Genomic DNA, 18,714 nt, shown 5'->3' with positions numbered 1-18,714 from the left:
TTTTAGTGCTAAGTAGTATATACGAAATATCTTACTGGGTTTGTAGAATGTACTCGTTGTATTTTTTCCCTACTGAGAATGTTTTTTCTGTGAGCATAAAAAGTACCAATGGTATAAAACTGTATTCAAAATACCCGAAGATATACAACAGGTAAGAAACCAGCAGGAACAGCCTTCCGTACTCCAAATAGTAAATCCATTTACGCTGCTCCAGCAATGCGCCGCAATTAATAAGAGTTACAAATATAAACGATGTTGTAAACACCTTATCTTCAATGCGAAGGCTATTAAAACATAACGTAAACCAGGTTAGCATACCTACCGCAACTGCAATCTGGAATGCCAGATAACCCTTAAATTTCAATGGTTTACGTTCGTGGCGTTCATCTTGCAGGAAGCGTTTTTCAAGCTCAGGGCGTATGTCCTGATCCATGTAAGCAGGGCTGCCAAACACAGCTTTTAGTTTGTTTTTTAAGTTGTTAGCCCTCCGGTAGCTTTCAGCAATTTCAAAATAATAATGAAAGTGCTGCCATAAAAAACTGTAACTTTTTAGAGGGTGGGTAAGCCCGTATTTGGGCTGCTCTTCTTCCGCCTGAAATGTGCCAAACATTTTATCCCAAAAAACAAAAATATCGCCGTAGTTTTTATCGAGGTATTTCTCGTCGCTGGCATGGTGCACGCCATGTAACGAAGGTGTAATAAACATGTATTCAAGCCATTTGATGCGGCCAATGATTTGGGTATGGGTAAAAAACGAATATCCCCCGTGGATGAGCAGCATGGTTATTACCATAGCGGGATGAAACCCTGCCAGCGGCAACAGGCACCAAAAAGCGGTACGTACAATGGCTTGCAACGTGGTTATGCGGGCTGCTGCGGTAAAGTTAAACTCCTCACTTTGATGGTGTACTATGTGTGCTGCCCAAAATATATTTACCTCATGCCCAAGCCTATGGTACCAGTACCATACAAAATCAGTAGCGAGTATAAGCGCAACCCAAACGTACCATTCGTTAGGAATGTTAAATAGTGCATAGTGCTCATAAACAAAGTAATACAAACCATAAAACGTACCCGATATAAACAGGTTTAGCAGCCGTTCGGCTATGCCTATGGTTACATTGCTTACAGAGCTTTCGTACTTAAAAAGTTCGGGGCGCTTTTGCTTTTGTGCTGCCTTGTATTCTAAAAATACAAACAGGAAAAATGCAGGCATAGCAAATGCCAAGTAATTATAATGTTCCATAAGTGTGTGCGTGTGGTTCTGAACGCAAAAATATAAAACTCTACAAAAACGGTAGACTATTTAGCTAAAAAAATCAGCCCGAAGGCTGATTAAGATGTTTCATTATTCTGCAGTATCCTCTTTATCAGGCTTTATAGGATAATTTCCAAACTGCGTAGACAATTTCCAAATTTTGTAGGGCTTGTAAGAAAAACGGTTGCTCAGTGCAATCATGGTTACCGTGTCATTCTTTAATGTTACGTAACTGGTAGTGTTTCCGTGCCACCATCCGTTATGGTAAAACAGCTTTTCGCCGGTTTCCCATTCGTGCATGCGTATGCCCAGACCATAATTGCGTTCGCCCTTATGCTCGTAGCTGTAACCCTGAAAAACCTGCTTTAAAAGCTTGGGGCTCAGGAACTTTTTAGAGTATGTAGCGAGGTCAAATTTCAGCATGTCGCGTGGCGTAGAGTAGATGTTCTTGTCGCCATAAACATTGTCCAGAAAATCCCATCCGTATAACACCCCATTACCTTTATATGAAAGTGCTGCGGTAGATTTATCTTTTTCGTAATCAAATACATAGGTGTGTGTCATGCCCAGCGGATCAAATACCACTTCTTTCATTACCTGGCGGTAATTTTTGTGCGTTATCTTCTCTATAATAAGTGCCAGCATTACATAGTTAGTATTGCAGTAGCCAAATTTTTTATCAGGCTTAAAATACAACGGAAACTTGTGCTGTGCCATAAGGTTAAGCACATCCTGATTGTTCATCATATGGCGGTCCCATATTGCCCTGTCATCGGCAAAATAGGCATAGTTAGGCAGGCCACTTCGGTGGTTTAGCAGCATCTTTACTGATATATCAGCATACGGAAATTCTGGTAGTATGCTGCTCACTTTGGCATTAATATCAAGCTTTCCTAAATCTATTAACTTAAGCGCTACCGCAGCGGTAAGCACCTTGCTTACAGAGGCTAAGTGCAGTGGGGTATCAGCTGTAATGGCTGTTTTTTTACTTATGTTAGCATAGCCACCATACTTTTCAAACAGTATTTCGCCGTTTTTGGCTATCAGCAGTCCTCCACTTAGTTCATCTTTGGGCCAAATCTTATTATAATACTGTTGTATTACATAATGCTTGTCGTCTTTGTAGGCCTGAGACAGTTTACCAAATTTTATTTTCGGCGGCGTTATATGCAGCACCGTATCCGGCTTATCATCATCAAGGTTTTCTGCAAGCGTTTTGCCTTCCTGCTTACAAGATGTAAGCAAAACAGCTAATATATAGGGAGTATATCTTAAAAATTTCATGTTTTTCGAAAAAGGGTCGAACCGCAAATATAGCTAAACGGGATAATTTGTTGTATCACCCCTCTAGGTGTTTTAACAACAAATTTTTTAAAAATATTGTGTAATTAATATAACTTTTTGATAAGCAGCGGCTTTCCTTAATGATATTATTTTATTGCGCGTAAAAAATAAAAATTGACTAATTTTACGGGTAAATTTTAAACCAAATGGACAAAATTAACTGGCAAACAGTAAAAGAATACGAAGATATAACGTATAAAAAATACAATGGCGTGGCGCGTATAGCCTTTAACAGGCCCGATGTACGCAACGCATTCCGCCCAAAGACCACCTCTGAACTTTATGATGCATTTTATGACGCCCAGGAAGATACATCTATAGGTGTAGTGCTGCTTTCTGCCGAGGGACCATCAAGCAAAGACGGTGTATACGCGTTTTGTAGCGGAGGCGACCAAAAGGCACGCGGACGCCAGGGCTATGTAGGCGAAGATGGTTACCACAGGCTTAATATACTTGAGGTACAGCGTCTTATCCGTTTTATGCCAAAGGTGGTTATTGCCGTAGTTCCGGGCTGGGCAGTAGGCGGGGGGCACAGCCTTCACGTAGTGTGCGACCTTACTCTGGCCAGTAAAGAACATGCTATATTTAAACAAACCGATGCAGACGTAACCAGCTTTGATGGCGGGTACGGTTCGGCCTATCTTGCTAAAATGGTGGGGCAGAAGCGCGCACGCGAAATATTTTTCCTTGGAAGAAACTACAGTGCTCAGGAGGCGTATGAAATGGGTATGGTTAATGCTGTTATACCGCACGATGAGCTTGAAGATACCGCCTACCAGTGGGCACAGGAAATACTTGATAAATCGCCTACGGCTATTAAGATGCTTAAGTTTGCTTTTAACCTTACCGATGACGGTATGGTAGGCCAGCAGGTGTTTGCCGGCGAGGCTACGCGCCTTACTTACATGACAGACGAGGCGAAAGAAGGACGTGATGCTTTTCTTGAAAAGAGGAAGCCTAACTTCCGTGATATTAAGTGGATACCATAAAGCCTTAGTACGTTTGTAGTTTGTGTTTTGCTGTATAAGGGAAAGCACAAACTACAGGCTTTAAACTACAAATATAGATGACTGAATTCTCTAATAACACCATAGACACCCTTCAACTACCGCAATACCAAGATGCTGAACTTAACCCCATACACCCGCTTTATATGAAGGTGGTTTGGGCAAATCTTGGCTTAACCTTCGGGGCTATTGCAGTGGCTGCAGGTGCCCTTTTTTATTTTGTAGAAGAGCTTACACAATACTGGGGCTATGCTACAATAACCTATGCGGTATTGCTTGTGGTATCTATGCTGGTAAAACTGATTAATTACCGTAACAAAGGCTACGCTTTTAGGGAGCACGATGTTATTTACCGCAGCGGAGCTGTAAGTGTTACCACTACCATAATTCCTTACAACCGTATACAACACGTTGCCGAACACGAAGGCGTGGTTTCGCGCTGGCTGGGGCTTTCCAGCATAGGGGTGTTTACCGCAGGCGGCACAGGCAGCGATATTGTAATCCCGGGACTGGAGAAGGTACATGCGGCGGCTGTAAAGCAACTTATTGCCGACAAGATTGACAAAAGCACCGGAGATAAACAAGAGGTTGACGACTTGTACACACGTGCCGTTACTGCAGCCGGAGATGATAACACAGACAACCATGCCGATGAAGCATGATTTTAATACACCACAGCGTCAGTCGCTTATAGGTATTGTTGTGCTCGCGGCCGACTCACTCCAGTCTAATGTGCGGGCGCTATTTCCATTATTTATTGTAGCGGTTTTTAATGGAGAAAAGAAAGGGTTTTTACTTGTTCTTGCCGGGCTGCTTCTTGTGGGGGGCATTATTATAGGCTATTTACAATATCTTAATTTTACGTTTTATATTGATGAGGCCACAGGCGAGTTTGTGGTTAAAAAAGGTATTTTGAGTAAAACCCGTATTGCCATACCATTAAACCGCATACAGCAGGTTAATATTAATCAAAACCTGTTGCAACGTATTTTAAAAGTACATGGGCTGGAAGTAGACACCGCCGGAAGTGGAAAAACGGAGGTTAAAATTAAGGCGATGAGCCACACCCAGGCTATAGCCCTTGAAGAACGTCTGCTTAATTATAAGGCGCAACAATATCATGATGCTACAGACGAAACATATATGGCAAAAAAACAAGCCCGTCCGTTTATACGCATTAGTTTTTTAAGCCTTCTAAAAACAGGGATTACCAGTAATTATATAAGGAGTATTGGCCTTATACTGGCGTTCTTTATATCTACATGGCAGCATTTAGATGACTTCCTTACCTTTAGCCATACTGATTCTTCATTTTTAGACGAATACGTTAGTATGGATTTCCTGCTGCGGTCTATAGCCACCATAACGGTTTTTATACTGTTCCTTATGCTGGCGGTAAATCTTGGGCGCACCATTTTAAAGTTTTTCGACTTTAAGGTAACCAAAGAAGATGGCACGCTATTACTATCGCATGGATTAATCAATACACGTAACACTATTATAAAACCGCAACGTGTACAGATACTTACGGTTGGGCGTAATTACTTCCAGAAAAAATTTGACATAACAGATCTCAGGATCAGGCAGGCATCAGATCTTGAGGCAACCAAAGATCGTCTTAAAATGATGATGGAAATACCGGGACTAAGCACATCGGAAAAAGACGCATTACTCCGGTTTATATATTCTGAAATGCCGGAACGTGGGTTTGAAGTGCTGCCTAATATAAGGAAAGCCATTTTTGAGGTATTTAAGTTTATACTGCTTCCTTTTGCCATATTTTACACCTATACTTTTTTTGTTCCTGAGGCTAAAGAAGCGTTAATTTTCACACCTGTTTATGTGCTGTTTGCAGGTATACTTATTTACTTTGCATACAGAAACAGCAGGCTCTACATTTCGCCGGAATTTATCATCCGTCAGCGTGGTGCCTGGGATGTAGATAACGATATTTTAGAGCCGCACAAAATCCAGTCCGTTAAACTACAGCAGTTTTTTTGGCAAAAGTGGAGCGATGTAGGTACGGTTCGTCTTTACACCGCGGGTGGTCAGGTAAACTTTGGTGTCGCGCGTTTTAGCCAGTTACAAAAACTTGTCAATTACTGGTTGTACCAGGTAGAGTCGGGCAATAAAAACTGGATGTGATTTAATAAGATTTATTGATTCGGTTTTTTTTCGACCAATCACATTCAAAATTTATAATTTATAATTTAAAATAAACACAGAAGATGTCTAATGCAAAAGCGTGGCTTGAGGCCGCACGATTAAGGACACTGCCGTTATCGGTTTCAGGTATATTAGTAGGTAGTTTTTATGCCATGTCTCAGGGGCATAAAAACTGGGGAATCTTGGCATTAGCTTTGGTTACAACGCTAGGGCTGCAAGTACTTTCTAACTTTGCTAACGACTATGGTGATGGCGTTAAAGGTACAGATAATGAGCATCGTGTGGGGCCACAGCGCGCCATTCAAAAAGGTGCCATTACGGTATCTGCCATGAAAAAAGGTATTATACTCACTTCCGTACTTACCATGGTGGCAGCCATTTTGCTTATTTATGTATCATTTGGCAAAGAAAATTTTGGGTATTCTGTATTTTTCTTTGTGCTGGGGCTCGCCGCCGTAGGTGCAGCCATAAAGTACACCGTGGGCGGAAATGCCTATGGCTATAAAGGCCTGGGCGACTTATTTGTGTTCATTTTCTTTGGGCTTGTAAGCGTTATAGGCTGTTACTTTTTATTTGCCAAATCACTGGACGAGTTGGTAATACTTCCAGCTATATCGGTTGGCTTACTGAGTGTGGCGGTACTAAACCTTAATAATATGCGTGACCAAAGGAGTGACGCCATGAGTGGTAAAAACACGCTGGTTGTAAAAATGGGCCCTGTTGTGGCTAAAAAATACCATTATCTTGTTATTGGGATGGCACTTGTACTTACGCTTATTTTTGCTGTTGCAAATGATTTCAGGCCAGTGCAGTATATCTTCCTTATAGCATACATACCATTGTTACTTCATATAAAAACGGTCGTTAAAAATACCCAGCCCCGCGATTTAGACCCGGAGCTGAAAAAGGTAGCGCTTAGTACGTTTTTACTTTCGGCACTGCTTTGTATTGCCATGCAACTTTAAGTAGTGCTTATTTTTAAACGGTGAATTTTACATTCGTTTAGTAAAAATCATAATCTAGTCGAATTACAACATAACACTAAATACACACATTATGAAAATTACATTTTACGGACACGCCAGCCTGGGCATAGAGACCAATGGCAAGCATATTATTGTAGATCCATTTATAACCGCTAATGAGCTTGCGTCGCACATAGATATTAATACGCTTAAAGCCGACTATATTTTGCTTACCCACGCGCACGGCGACCACGTACTGGATGTAGAGGCTATTGCCCAAAACACTGGCGCCACAATAGTTTCTAACGCTGAAATTGCTACGTATTACGGTAAAAAAGGCTTTACTACACACCCTATGAATCACGGTGGCAGCTGGAAATTTGATTTTGGTACAGTAAAGTATGTAAACGCGATTCACTCGAGCCAGTTCCCTGATGGAACTGATGGGGGTAACCCAGGCGGATTTGTTATTGAGGCCGATAAAAACATTTATATTGCCGGCGATACAGCCCTTACGTATGACATGAAACTGATACCGCTGCGTACAAAGTTAGATTTGGCAATTTTCCCTATTGGTTCTAACTTTACCATGGATGCTGAGGATGCTGTAATTGCTGCAGATTTTGTAGCATGTAATAACGTACTGGGCTATCACTTCGATACGTTTGGTTATATAAAAATAGACCATGAAGCAGCCAAAAAGCTGTTTACCGATAAAGGTAAAAACCTAACGTTGCTGGAGATAGGCGCATCGTTAGATATTTAATCTATAAAAAGCCACAGATTTGCCATTCGTATTAAAGCAACTATCGTGCTGACGCGTGTAAATCTGTGGCTTTATTATTTCTGTAAATTTTTATCGCTTACACTTATGACCGCATCGTATCACAAATATATACTGGATTTTAAACGCCCAAGCGGCACATCGCGCGGGGTAATGACTACAAAAGAAACGTGGTTTATTATCCTTGAGGAAAACGGACGTAAAGGTATAGGAGAGTGCGGTATACTGCGTGGCCTTAGCATAGATGATACGCCAGATTATGAAGACAAACTACAGTGGGCATGCGCAAACATACACTTGGGCGAAGCCACGCTTTGGGAAGCGTTAAAGAGCTATCCTTCCATACAGTTCGGGCTTCAAACGGCTTTCCGTTCGCTTGCTGCCGAAAATCCTTTTGAGATATTTCCTTCTGATTTTACAGCAGGAAATGCAAACATCAACATCAACGGCCTGGTGTGGATGGGAGAGGAGGCTTTTATGAAGGAGCAGATTGAAGAAAAACTGGCAACCGGGTTTAATTGCATCAAGCTGAAAATAGGCGCCATAGACTTTGAAAAGGAGCTAAGCCTGTTGCAGTTTATCCGCAGTAATTTTACCGCTGAACAAATAGAAATCCGTGTAGATGCTAACGGTGCCTTTGCTCCACATGAAGCCACGCAAAAACTGCAACAACTCTCGCAATATCAGTTACACAGTATAGAGCAACCCATACGCCAGCATCAGCAGGATGAAATGGCGCAATTATGCGCTAATACGCCACTACCCATAGCGCTGGATGAAGAACTTATTGGCGTATTTGAGTATAAGGACAAAAAGGCACTACTTGAAAAAATAAAGCCACAATACATTATCCTAAAACCTAGCCTTGTGGGTGGAATGCGTGGTTGCGACGAGTGGATATACCTTGCAGAGCAGCTACAGATAGGTTGGTGGATAACCTCTGCCCTGGAAAGTAACATTGGATTGAACGCCATAGCCCAATATACATTTACAAAAAACAATCCTATGCCACAGGGGCTTGGAACAGGTGCTTTGTATACCAATAATTTTGATTCCCCTTTAGTGGTTAGCAACGGACAGCTGTCCTATAATACCTCAATGGCGTGGAGTGTAAATCTTTTATGAAATGAAACGCTCCCTTATATACCTGCTACTATTTCTAACGTTATTTTGTAGTTGTTTCGCTGATAGAAACAAACAACAAATAGTTGTAGGGATATTGCCGTACAATAATTTTTCACCTACACAGATAGATTCAGTAAAGGCTAACATAGAACGGTATTATGGGGCAAAAGTATATATTTTATCAAGCCGGATTTTGCCAGAATCAGCTTTTGTAAATATTAAAACTCCCCGCTACAGGGCAGATAGCCTTATTGGTATACAAAAACGAAACCTTCCGGATAGTATAGATTATGTTGTAGGGCTTACCAATAAAGACATATCTGTTCCAAGATATGAGAATGGAAAAATTAAAAAACCGGAATGGAAATATAACGACTTTGGAGTTATGGGACTGGGGTACCGCCCGGGAAACAGTTGCGTAGTTTCTACATTCCGTTTAAAGGCAAATAACAAACCACTTTTTTATAAACGTCTTGAAAAAGTAGTATTACACGAGTTAGGCCACAATTTAGGGTTACCGCATTGTGAAAACCCTAAATGTGTTATGACCAGTGCCGCCGAAAAGATTTCTACTATAGATAATGCAAACGCTTCGCTTTGTGACGCGTGTGCTAAGAGAATAAAATAGTTACAAACATTAACGACAAGCATTAACGCGTACAGCTGTTTATAATTTTCTACGTGTCTGTATATATAATAAAATTAAAATATATATACTTGTATCGGCAAAAATATAGAAACCCATTTACTAAATTTTACCAATTATTTGATATTACTGAAGTATTATCAAATAAAAATTGATTAGTAAATAAAAAAATACGTTTTATTTTTTATTATCTGTTTTTATATATTTGCTAAATTATTATATTTATGCAAAAATAATATATATGGAGATTTTATCCTGCCCTAAGTGCCATAGCGACCACATTGTAAAAAGCGGTATTATAAGTAATAAGCAGCGTTACCTGTGTAAAAAATGCAACTACTATTTTACCGTTAATAAGCTGGGTAAAAAGATAGATAACTACTATGTTACCAAAGCTTTACAGCTGTATTTAGAGGGTCTTAGCTTTCGTGAGATTGAGCGTATTATAGGCGTTTCACACGTTACGGTAAGCAACTGGGTTAAGGAGTTTAAAATTAAAAAACCGTCGCATGGCGACTACCACCCCACATACAAGATTTTTAACCATTTAGAACTGGTGGAATACCTTAAAAATAAGCAGCAACTATCGGGCGCAGGCATGATTATTACTGAGCTTGGAGACAAGTTTATGCTCATAAAATGGGAGCGTTTTAAAGACTAAAGTATAGGTCTTTACAGATTTGTATATCATAATTTTTTCCCTCGTTTGTTTTTTGGAATTTCGGGTTACGAAAACGATGTAACCCATTAACCCAAATCCTCAAGTAAACAAGCATGAAAAAGTTAACCCTTTTTGTAGGCCTGCTGCTCTCCTCAATGGCAGGCTTTGCCCAGGGATCCAGCGAGTATGGCTCCGGGCTCAAATTTAACCTGAACGAAGACGGATCTAAGTACATGCGTATGATAGCGTGGAACCAGGTGTGGTTCAGGTCTACCCAAATGAACCCCGGTACCATGATAAACTCAGAGCCGGCAAGCAGCAGCTCAGATATCGGGTTGCGCAGGCTAAGGATGCTGGTGTACGCGCAGGTATCTAAACGCTACATGATTGTAACCCATTTTGGGATTAATAACCAAACCTTTACAAACGGCGGCGCGGTGAGCAGCACAGGAACCGGCGGTTATGGAGCAGGAAAAAAACCGGGAATGTTTTTCCACGATGCGTGGAACGAGTATGCATTGGTTTTGCCCGAGGCCGATAAAAAATTCAGCCTTTCGGTAGGCGCCGGGCTTCATTACTATATGGGGCTTTCTCGTATGACCATGGCCTCTACACTTAACTTTCTCGCTGCCGATGCACCGATTTTTAACTGGCCTTTAATTGAAAACTCAGATCAGTTTGCCCGCCAGATAGGCATTTTTGCAAAAGGTAAATACGGCCACTTGGAGTACCGCTTTAGCCACAATAAGCCTTTTGCCACCAACCTTACACCGGCAAACGCAACATCTAATGCCACAGCTGTTTCGGTAGACAATAACGGAAATACAAAATGGAGTACCGCCGGATATGTAGAGTACCAGTTTTTAGACACTGAAGCTAACCTTCTTCCTTACAAAGTGGGCAGTTACCTTGGTACCAAAAAGGTATTTAACGTAGGGGCAGGCTTTTATACCGCACCAAACGGCACACGTTCTATGGTAAATTCTGAAGTTAAAAAGCACAACATTAACCTGTTTGCTGCCGACGTGTTTGTAGATATGCCCATCGGTACTAAAAAAGGCGCGCTTACAGCATATAGCGTATTCTATAAATACGATTTTGGCCCTAATTATCTTCGTAACCTTGGTATAATGAACGTAGGTGTGGCAGATCCGGCATTTACAGGCCAGGCAGCGATTTCAGGGGCTGGTAATTCACAGCCTACCATTGGTACCGGTAATATATGGTACACGCAGGCGGGTTATCTTATCCCTGATTCGCATGAAAAGCCAAAAGTGCGCATACAGCCGTTTGCAGCTTACACCCACAAAAACTTTGAAGCACTGGACAAGGCCAGCTCACAGTTTGATTTTGGTGCCAACTGGTACATAGACGGGCACCATGCAAAAATTACCACACAATATTCAACAAGGCCGGTATATACCGCAGTAAATAAAACAAGCAGTAAGGGGGAACTCCTGGTGCAGCTTGCTATATATCTATAAACCAAAATAAACGCAAAAATTATCTAGTATGAGCGACAAATCTACTAAAGGGATCTGGAAGGTTATCACGGCTTCATCCCTGGGCACTCTGATTGAGTGGTATGACTTTTACATCTTCGGCAGCCTTGCGGTTGTTATTTCTACCAAGTTTTTCCCGGCAGATAATCCTACGGCGGCATTTTTAAGTACGCTGGCTACATTTGCCGCAGGATTTGTAGTAAGGCCTTTCGGCGCGCTGTTCTTTGGCCGTCTGGGCGACATAATTGGGCGTAAGTACACCTTTATGGTTACGCTACTGCTTATGGGTGGAGCTACGTTTTTAATAGGCTGCATACCAAGTTATGAGTCTATAGGCTTTGTAGCGCCGCTGTTGGTGTTGTTATTAAGACTGTTACAGGGTCTTGCACTTGGTGGAGAGTACGGCGGGGCGGCTACATACGTGGCAGAGCACGCGCCACGTGGCGAGCGTGGTTACTGGACTTCGTGGATACAAACAACTGCCACAGTGGGTTTGTTTATTTCACTAATGGTTATCCTTGCTACAAGGGCTTCAATCAGCGCAGAAGCGTTTGATGAGTGGGGCTGGAGGGTGCCGTTCTGGGTATCAATACTAATGGTGCTGGTATCTTACGTTATCCGTAAAAACATGCACGAATCTCCTGTATTTGCAAAAGCAAAAGCAGAAGGTAAAACCACAACAAACCCGCTAAAAGAGTCTTTTGGTAATAAATACAATCTTAAGTTTGTACTTCTTGCCCTGTTCGGAGCCGCTATGGGTCAGGGTGTTGTATGGTACACCGGCCAGTTCTATGCCATGAGTTTCCTTAAAACCGTAATGGCTGTAGATACCAATCAGGTAGACGGATTATTGGGTCTCGCATTACTTTTCGGTACACCGTTCTTTGTGGTATTTGGGGCACTCAGCGACAAGGTGGGGCGTAAGTTTATAATGATGACAGGTATGCTGCTGGGTATACTGTGCTACAGGCCTATCTACCAAAAAATGTATGATACTGCCGATGTAAGCAAGAAAACCGAAATTGTTGAGAAAACTACCCTTAAAGCCGAAATCAAAGAAGCTAAAGAAGGTAAAATGGACTCTATTTACACTACCAACAAAGAATATACAGATGGTACCAAGTGGGTGGAAGTTAAAACCGTACATTTAGAAAATGGCAAAGCTGCCATAGGAGATGATGGTAAAGTAAAGGCTGATATTAAGGTTACAAAAACCATTAACGACAGCGATAAGTGGCTGCTTATAGCACTGGTATTTGTACAGGTTATTTTTGTAACTATGGTATATGGCCCTATTGCAGCGTTCCTTGTAGAAATGTTCCCTGTAAAAATACGTTATACGTCTATGTCGCTACCATACCACGTGGGTAACGGTATCTTTGGTGGACTGCTTCCGGCAATATCTACTTACCTTGTAACCAATGCAAAAGACAATGGCGATCCTCAGTTTTACCTTGAAGGCTTGTGGTATCCTATAATCATTGCAGCCATTAGCTTTGTAATAGGCATGGTATACATAAAGGCTAAAAACAACGTATCTCACGACTAAAACACTGACACCATGAAAGCATTAAAACGTATATTAGGGCTGGTTTGGCTGGCACTTGCCGCCGCCGCCGCATATTTTTGTATCTTTATATTCGGCTTGCCAAAATTTGGCACCGATAAGCAAGACGATCTTGTGTTTGGCATCATCATATTGTTTATACTTACCCCACTTATCGTTGCAGGTTTAGCCACTTTCGGGCTATACTCGCTAAAAGGGGAGTATGATGATGTTTAGTTTATTGGTTTTTTAGATTAAGCTATGGCTCCCGTAAGGGAGCTATGGCTGTTATATAGGAGAAAATGAAGAAAAGGCACGAACAGAAACTTATTATTGTAGCTATACTTATGCTCATGGCATTTAATATGCCACTTGTACTGTTGTTTGACAGTGCAAGGCCAGTATGGGGTATACCTGTAATTTACATTTATATTTTCTCGGCCTGGCTTTTCTCCATCCTGATATCAGCATACATCATAAAAAAGTACTATGAGTAGTCCTGTTCTGTTAGTAATACTTACGCTGTACCTTGCATTACTGTTTTTTGTGGCGCACTGGGCCGAAAAAAAAGCCAACAGCAGCCGCTGGACAAACAACCCGTATGTATACGCACTGTCGCTTGCGGTCTATTGTTCGGCGTGGACGTATTACGGCAGTATAGGTGTAGCAGCTAAAAGTGGGCTTACATACCTGCCCATTTACCTTGGCCCTGTAATCATAGTACCGGCGTGGATGATACTGCTCAGGAAAATCATACGCATATCCAGGGTAAACAAAATATCCAGCATAGCCGATTTTATATCGCTACGTTACGGTAACAGCAGGTTTTTAGGTGCCGTAGTTACTTTAATATGCCTCTTTGCCATATTGCCTTATATTGCCTTACAGCTAAAAGCCATTTCAGAAACGTTTCACGTAGTAACACGTACTACTACCAGCTCTAATTTTTTGTACGATACTACTACTTACGTGGCCTTTGCCCTTGCTTTGTTTGCCTCATATTACGGTACCCGTTATGTAGATGCATCAGAAAAGCGTAGGGGTATAGTTACGGCCGTAGCCATGGAGTCGTTGTTTAAACTCTTTTTCTTTTTGCTGATAGGCGTATATGTAACGTTCTTTGTTTTTGATGGATTTGAAGACATTGGTAACAAGGCTGCTAAACTACCTGATTTTGTTCAGAAGAACACCATAGGCGGGCCTGCCGAAGGTATGAACTGGGCGTTTTTATGTTTACTGTCTATATTCTCAATATTTTTGCTGCCACGCCAGTTTCAAATGGGTGTTATAGAAAACCACAGGGAAAATCACATTAAGAAGGCTACATGGCTGTTTCCACTGTATTTATTGCTAATGAACATTTTTGTGTTCCCTATAGCATGGGGTGGAAACATATTGTTTAGCAACACCGGTACAAATGCCGATACCTATTCGCTACTAATACCACAGCTTATGAACAACCATGTAATTACAGTACTGGTGTTTTTAGGCGGGTTTTCGGCAGCTATTTCTATGATAGTGGTATCCTCTATAGGGTTGTCTACCATGCTTAGTAACAACATACTAATACCGTATGGCTTTTTAGATAGTTTTAAATCGGCAAACCCTGAAGATAACCAAAAGCGTATTGTAAACATTCGTAAAGTAGGCATCTTTAGCCTTATCATAAGTTCTTACTTTATTTATCGCGTTATAGTGTTAGACTATAACCTGGTATCTATAGGTATGGTATCATTTGTGGTAATATCACAACTTGGACCTGCTTTTTTCGGTTCGTTTTTATGGCGAAGGGGAAGTAGAAGGGGTGCAACAGCAGGTATTATAGCGGGTTTTGCGGTATGCATGTATACGTTGCTGATTCCGTATGCAAGTGGCGCAGCCCATTACAGCGACAGTTTTCTTAAAAATGGTCCGTGGGGCATCGCATTGTTAAAACCTTTTCAGCTCTTTGGTTTAAACTACCTGGACCCTGTGCCGCATGCCATGTTCTGGAGTTTGTTTGTAAACATTTTTGTGTACCTGTGGGTATCTGTTATGTACCGCGGCAATTACCGCGAACGCAACTATGCCGAGATGTTTGTAGATATAGACAAGTACATTAACATGCACGAAAACGCCTTTATATGGAAAGGCACAGCCTATACAAGTGACATACAAAAGGTATTAAAGCGTTTTTTAGGCGAAGACCGTACACGCAGGGCACTGTCTATTTTTCATACAAAGTACGGATTAGATAAAAACCAGGACCTTGCCGATGCACGCCTTATCAAATTTGCGGAGAACCTGCTTACCGGGCATATTGGCGCGGCATCTGCACGTATATTGATTAGCAGTGTGGTTAAGGAAGAAAAAATCACCCTACCCGAAGTACTTAAGATACTGGAGGAGTCTCAGGAAAATATTATTCTCAATAAAAAACTCACCGAGACAAGTAACGAGCTAAAAGCGATAACAGGTGAGTTAAAGCAGGCTAACGAAAAACTTATATGGAAAGACAAGCAGAAAGATGAGTTCCTTGATACCGTAACTCACGAGCTACGTACACCCATAACCGCAATAAAGGCTGCTACCGAGGTACTACATGAAGATGATGAAATGCCCGAAGAACTGCGCAAGCAGTTTTTACAGAATATTATATCAGAATCAGACCGGCTTAACCGGTTGATTGACAAAATACTGGATTTGGAAAAGTTTGAAACCGGCAAACAGAAGATAAATGCCGTAGTAAATAACTTGGACCAAACCATAGAAAAAGCTCTTTTGCCATTGCTGCAGCTTATAAAAAGTAAAGGCATACAGCTTAAATATGAAAAGACAAATGGTATACACGCCCGATATGATGAAGACCGTATTATTCAGGTAGTTACTAACCTGATAGGCAATGCAGTGAAGTTTTGCCCGGAAACGGGTGGCGAAATAGCCATAACCATTGATTGTGGCGAGCAGGAGATAGTAACCCGCGTAAGCGATAATGGTAAAGGCATTGCTGAAGGCGACTTCGAAAATATTTTTGATAAGTTCTACCAGTCGAATAACCAGAACATAAAAAAACCGCTGGGTAGCGGGCTGGGACTGGCTATTTGCCGTCAAATTATTGAATATCATGGCGGTAGAATTTGGGCCGAAAATATTGAAAATAGTGGCGCTTGTCTTATATTTACGCTACCAAAATCGTAAAAAATAAAGTATTAGGAGGAAGTACTTTATCGATTAGGCAAAAACGCAAAAAGAGTTTAGAAATGAAGAAGATTTTGATTGTTGATGACGAGCCGAACATTGTTATGTCGCTTGAATATACCTTCAAAAAGAGCAATTTTGAAGTGTACATAGCACGTGACGGGCAGGAAGCACTGGAAATTTTAAAAACCGAGTGCCCGGATGTTATTATACTAGATGTTATGATGCCCCTGGTAGATGGCTACGCCACACTGGAGCAAATTAAAAAAGATGAAAGGCTTGCAGCGTGCAAGGTAATTTTCCTTTCGGCAAAGAATAAAGAAAGTGATATAGAAAAAGGCCTTTCATTAGGCGCCGATTTGTATATGACAAAACCGTTCTCCATCAAAAAATTGGTAGAACAGGTAAACTCGCTTATTGCGTAGCGAAAAAATTCTTCCTCCCGATATTGAAGATACTGTACAGTTGCAGGTTTTTTTAAAAGATTGGTTATAAAAACGATGGCTATTAATATTTATAGTTATTGTTTAAGATAAATCTAAACCCAAACCCAAACTTTTATGAACACGTACAATGATTTTTACACGTACAGTATTAACAACCCCGAAGCCTTTTGGAAAGCAGAGGCGGAAAAAATTAAATGGTTTAAAACTCCCCAAAACATTTTAAGTAACACAGCATCCGGTTACCCGCAGTGGTTTGCAGACGGCGAACTTAACATATGCTACCTTGCCGTAGATAAACACATTGAAGACGGTTATGGAGACGACCTTGCCTTCATTTACGATTCTCCTGTTACGCAAACGATTGCGAACTTTACGTTTAACGAAGTTAAGGATAACGTAGCCCGCTTAGCAGGTGGGCTGCGCTCGCTGGGGCTGGAAACCGGAGATACTGTGGTAATCTATATGCCTATGATTCCTCAGGCGGTATTTGCTATGCTTGCCTGTGCACGTATTGGGGTAATTCATTCGGTTGTTTTTGGCGGATTTGCTCCTCATGAGCTTAGCATCCGTATAGACGATTGCAGACCAAAGGTTATTATAACCGCAAGCTCAGGCATTGAGATAGATCGCCTTATTGCCTATAAACCACTTGTAGATGAAGCCATTGCACAAAGCAGCCATAAGCCTCAAAATGTGGTGGTACTCAACCGAAAACTCGGTGCAAAAATTCCGTTTAAAAAATATGATATTGATTATGACGCGCTTTTATACGGCAGCGAACCTGTAGCACCGATAGCCGTAGCATCTTCGCATCCGTTGTATGTGCTGTATACTTCGGGTACTACCGGGCGCCCAAAAGGTATAGTTAGAGATACAGGAGGATACGCCACGGCATTACAGTTTTCGATGACCTATATATACAATGCCAAACCCGGTGAGGTATTTTGGGCTGCGAGCGATGTGGGTTGGGTTGTAGGACATTCGTATATTGTATATGGACCTTTGCTAAACCGCAATACCAGTGTGATTTACGAAGGCAAACCCATACGCACACCAGATGCAGGTAGTTTTTGGCGCGTAATCGCAGAGCACAGGGTTAGCACTATGTTTACAGCGCCTACCGCTATACGAGCCATACGGAAAGAAGACCCGAATGGCGAACTTATAAAAGCGTATGACATAACTTGCCTTAAAGCGCAGTTTCTGGCAGGCGAGCGTTGCGATGCCGCCACCCTGGAGTGGTATACCAGGCACATCCCGGTGCCGGCGATTGACCATTGGTGGCAAACAGAATCAGGCTGGCCTATAGCTGCCAATATGATGGGAGTAGAGGAGCTCCCTATAAAACCGGGATCGGCAACTAAGCCTGTATGTGGGTATAACCTGCAAATTTTTAACGAAAACGGCGAACCACTTGGCCCCAATGAAGAAGGTTATGTGGTTATTAAACAGCCGCTTCCGCCCGGAACCATGACAGGATTGTGGGAAGATGAGCCAAGGTTTAAAGCCGGCTATTTCAGCAAGTTCAATGGTTATTACCTTGCGGGCGATGGCGGTTATATAGACGATGATGGTTATCTTTTTATAACCGGCCGTATAGATGATGTTATAAACGTGGCAGGGCACAGGCTTAGCACCGCCGAAATGGAAGAGGTAGTGGCAGCCCACCCCGCAGTGGCAGAATGTGCTGTGATAGGCATACAAGATGAGTTGAAAGGTCAGGTGCCTATGGCACTGGTAGTTACAAAATCAGGAGTGGAGATGGAACACTTTCTTTTAGAGTACGAAGTTGTGCAGTTAGTTCGCAAGCAGATAGGCGCTGTAGCTTCCATGAAAAATGTAGTTGATGTTAAACGCCTGCCGAAAACACGTTCCGGAAAAATATTGCGTAAACTACTACGCAGTATAATCGATGGCACTGATTTTCAGGTGCCTTCTACTATAGACGATGTGGCAATAATTGATGAAATAGCCGAAGTGGTAGCAGCTTATAAACATTCAAAACAAAATTATTAATGTATATATTATTTTTGCATAAATATATGAGATATTAAAAAAAACCTCAATATATTTACAATGTATTTAAT

At 41.6% G+C, this 18,714-nt stretch carries 17 protein-coding genes; 15 read left to right on the top strand and 2 right to left on the bottom strand.

Annotated features, from left to right (window positions below; translation table 11 throughout):
* Positions 1-31 precede the first annotated feature (31 nt).
* A complete protein-coding gene (locus ACLI08_RS09915) occupies positions 32-1,246 on the bottom strand; it encodes a sterol desaturase family protein (protein ID WP_411428329.1) in 1,215 nt (404 codons plus the stop codon).
* A 102-nt stretch (positions 1,247-1,348) separates the two neighbouring features.
* Positions 1,349-2,542 carry a serine hydrolase domain-containing protein gene (locus tag ACLI08_RS09910; protein WP_411428328.1) on the bottom strand — a complete coding sequence of 398 codons (1,194 nt, stop codon included), beginning with the start codon at positions 2,540-2,542 and terminating at the stop codon, positions 1,349-1,351.
* Positions 2,543-2,748: 206 nt separating this feature from the next.
* Here ACLI08_RS09910 and ACLI08_RS09905 point away from each other — a divergent pair, with 206 nt between their 5' ends.
* The 15 genes from ACLI08_RS09905 (at position 2,749) to ACLI08_RS09835 (ending at position 18,643) form a co-directional block, all read left to right on the top strand.
* A complete protein-coding gene (locus ACLI08_RS09905; protein ID WP_411428327.1) occupies positions 2,749-3,591 on the top strand; it encodes a 1,4-dihydroxy-2-naphthoyl-CoA synthase in 843 nt (280 codons plus the stop codon).
* A 77-nt stretch (positions 3,592-3,668) separates the two neighbouring features.
* Positions 3,669-4,271, top strand: coding sequence for a PH domain-containing protein (locus tag ACLI08_RS09900; protein WP_411428326.1), 603 nt, complete (start codon positions 3,669-3,671; stop codon positions 4,269-4,271).
* Positions 4,261-5,754 carry a PH domain-containing protein gene (locus ACLI08_RS09895; protein ID WP_411428325.1) on the top strand — a complete coding sequence of 498 codons (1,494 nt, stop codon included), beginning with the start codon at positions 4,261-4,263 and terminating at the stop codon, positions 5,752-5,754. The genes ACLI08_RS09900 and ACLI08_RS09895 overlap by 11 nt, the downstream gene beginning before the upstream one ends.
* Before the next feature lie 83 nt (positions 5,755-5,837).
* A complete protein-coding gene (locus ACLI08_RS09890; RefSeq protein ID WP_411428324.1) occupies positions 5,838-6,740 on the top strand; it encodes a 1,4-dihydroxy-2-naphthoate polyprenyltransferase in 903 nt (300 codons plus the stop codon).
* 91 nt (positions 6,741-6,831) lie between these two features.
* Positions 6,832-7,506 (top strand): metal-dependent hydrolase, encoded by a 675-nt coding sequence (locus ACLI08_RS09885; protein WP_411428323.1) that lies wholly within the window; start codon positions 6,832-6,834, stop codon positions 7,504-7,506.
* A 105-nt stretch (positions 7,507-7,611) separates the two neighbouring features.
* Complete coding sequence (locus ACLI08_RS09880) at positions 7,612-8,649, top strand: o-succinylbenzoate synthase (RefSeq protein WP_411428322.1); 1,038 nt, start codon at positions 7,612-7,614, stop codon at positions 8,647-8,649.
* 193 nt (positions 8,650-8,842) lie between these two features.
* Positions 8,843-9,277 (top strand): matrixin family metalloprotease, encoded by a 435-nt coding sequence (locus ACLI08_RS09875; protein ID WP_411428321.1) that lies wholly within the window; start codon positions 8,843-8,845, stop codon positions 9,275-9,277.
* Between the two features lie 259 nt (positions 9,278-9,536).
* Complete coding sequence (locus ACLI08_RS09870) at positions 9,537-9,956, top strand: terminase gpP N-terminus-related DNA-binding protein (RefSeq protein WP_411428320.1); 420 nt, start codon at positions 9,537-9,539, stop codon at positions 9,954-9,956.
* Between the two features lie 113 nt (positions 9,957-10,069).
* Positions 10,070-11,440 (top strand): porin, encoded by a 1,371-nt coding sequence (locus tag ACLI08_RS09865; RefSeq protein ID WP_411428319.1) that lies wholly within the window; start codon positions 10,070-10,072, stop codon positions 11,438-11,440.
* A gap of 28 nt (positions 11,441-11,468) precedes the next feature.
* On the top strand, positions 11,469-13,007 hold the full coding sequence (locus ACLI08_RS09860; RefSeq protein ID WP_411428318.1) for an MFS transporter: 1,539 nt from the start codon (positions 11,469-11,471) through the stop codon (positions 13,005-13,007).
* Between the two features lie 12 nt (positions 13,008-13,019).
* Complete coding sequence (locus ACLI08_RS09855) at positions 13,020-13,241, top strand: DUF6814 family protein (RefSeq protein WP_411428317.1); 222 nt, start codon at positions 13,020-13,022, stop codon at positions 13,239-13,241.
* A 65-nt stretch (positions 13,242-13,306) separates the two neighbouring features.
* On the top strand, positions 13,307-13,501 hold the full coding sequence (locus ACLI08_RS09850) for a hypothetical protein (RefSeq protein WP_411428316.1): 195 nt from the start codon (positions 13,307-13,309) through the stop codon (positions 13,499-13,501).
* The gene (locus tag ACLI08_RS09845; protein WP_411428315.1) at positions 13,494-16,181 is read left to right on the top strand and encodes an ATP-binding protein; all 2,688 of its coding nucleotides are present in this window, start codon (positions 13,494-13,496) and stop codon (positions 16,179-16,181) included. The genes ACLI08_RS09850 and ACLI08_RS09845 overlap by 8 nt, the downstream gene beginning before the upstream one ends.
* A 62-nt stretch (positions 16,182-16,243) precedes the next feature.
* Positions 16,244-16,606, top strand: coding sequence for a response regulator transcription factor (locus ACLI08_RS09840; RefSeq protein ID WP_411428314.1), 363 nt, complete (start codon positions 16,244-16,246; stop codon positions 16,604-16,606).
* A gap of 135 nt (positions 16,607-16,741) precedes the next feature.
* Complete coding sequence (locus ACLI08_RS09835) at positions 16,742-18,643, top strand: acetate--CoA ligase (protein ID WP_411428313.1); 1,902 nt, start codon at positions 16,742-16,744, stop codon at positions 18,641-18,643.
* The last annotated feature ends 71 nt before the right edge of the window (positions 18,644-18,714 follow it).

The sequence above is a fragment of the Flavobacterium sp. RNTU_13 genome, from assembly GCF_046614455.1.
In the GTDB taxonomy this organism is placed as follows: domain Bacteria; phylum Bacteroidota; class Bacteroidia; order Flavobacteriales; family Flavobacteriaceae; genus Flavobacterium.
This window is presented reverse-complemented; position numbering and strand designations above follow the sequence as displayed.

Excerpts from the sequence above, each read along its gene's own strand:
- ACLI08_RS09850 (WP_411428316.1), top strand. The coding sequence starts at position 13,307 with ATGAAGAAAAGGCACGAACAGAAACTTATTATTGTAGCTATACTTATG.
- ACLI08_RS09885 (WP_411428323.1), top strand. The coding sequence starts at position 6,832 with ATGAAAATTACATTTTACGGACACGCCAGCCTGGGCATAGAGACCAAT.
- ACLI08_RS09865 (WP_411428319.1), top strand. The coding sequence starts at position 10,070 with ATGAAAAAGTTAACCCTTTTTGTAGGCCTGCTGCTCTCCTCAATGGCA.
- ACLI08_RS09870 (WP_411428320.1), top strand. The coding sequence starts at position 9,537 with ATGGAGATTTTATCCTGCCCTAAGTGCCATAGCGACCACATTGTAAAA.
- ACLI08_RS09860 (WP_411428318.1), top strand. The coding sequence starts at position 11,469 with ATGAGCGACAAATCTACTAAAGGGATCTGGAAGGTTATCACGGCTTCA.
- ACLI08_RS09905 (WP_411428327.1), top strand. The coding sequence starts at position 2,749 with ATGGACAAAATTAACTGGCAAACAGTAAAAGAATACGAAGATATAACG.
- ACLI08_RS09910 (WP_411428328.1), bottom strand. The coding sequence starts at position 2,542 with ATGAAATTTTTAAGATATACTCCCTATATATTAGCTGTTTTGCTTACA.
- ACLI08_RS09835 (WP_411428313.1), top strand. The coding sequence starts at position 16,742 with ATGAACACGTACAATGATTTTTACACGTACAGTATTAACAACCCCGAA.
- ACLI08_RS09900 (WP_411428326.1), top strand. The coding sequence starts at position 3,669 with ATGACTGAATTCTCTAATAACACCATAGACACCCTTCAACTACCGCAA.
- ACLI08_RS09840 (WP_411428314.1), top strand. The coding sequence starts at position 16,244 with ATGAAGAAGATTTTGATTGTTGATGACGAGCCGAACATTGTTATGTCG.
- ACLI08_RS09890 (WP_411428324.1), top strand. The coding sequence starts at position 5,838 with ATGTCTAATGCAAAAGCGTGGCTTGAGGCCGCACGATTAAGGACACTG.
- ACLI08_RS09895 (WP_411428325.1), top strand. The coding sequence starts at position 4,261 with ATGAAGCATGATTTTAATACACCACAGCGTCAGTCGCTTATAGGTATT.
- ACLI08_RS09855 (WP_411428317.1), top strand. The coding sequence starts at position 13,020 with ATGAAAGCATTAAAACGTATATTAGGGCTGGTTTGGCTGGCACTTGCC.
- ACLI08_RS09880 (WP_411428322.1), top strand. The coding sequence starts at position 7,612 with ATGACCGCATCGTATCACAAATATATACTGGATTTTAAACGCCCAAGC.
- ACLI08_RS09915 (WP_411428329.1), bottom strand. The coding sequence starts at position 1,246 with ATGGAACATTATAATTACTTGGCATTTGCTATGCCTGCATTTTTCCTG.
- ACLI08_RS09845 (WP_411428315.1), top strand. The coding sequence starts at position 13,494 with ATGAGTAGTCCTGTTCTGTTAGTAATACTTACGCTGTACCTTGCATTA.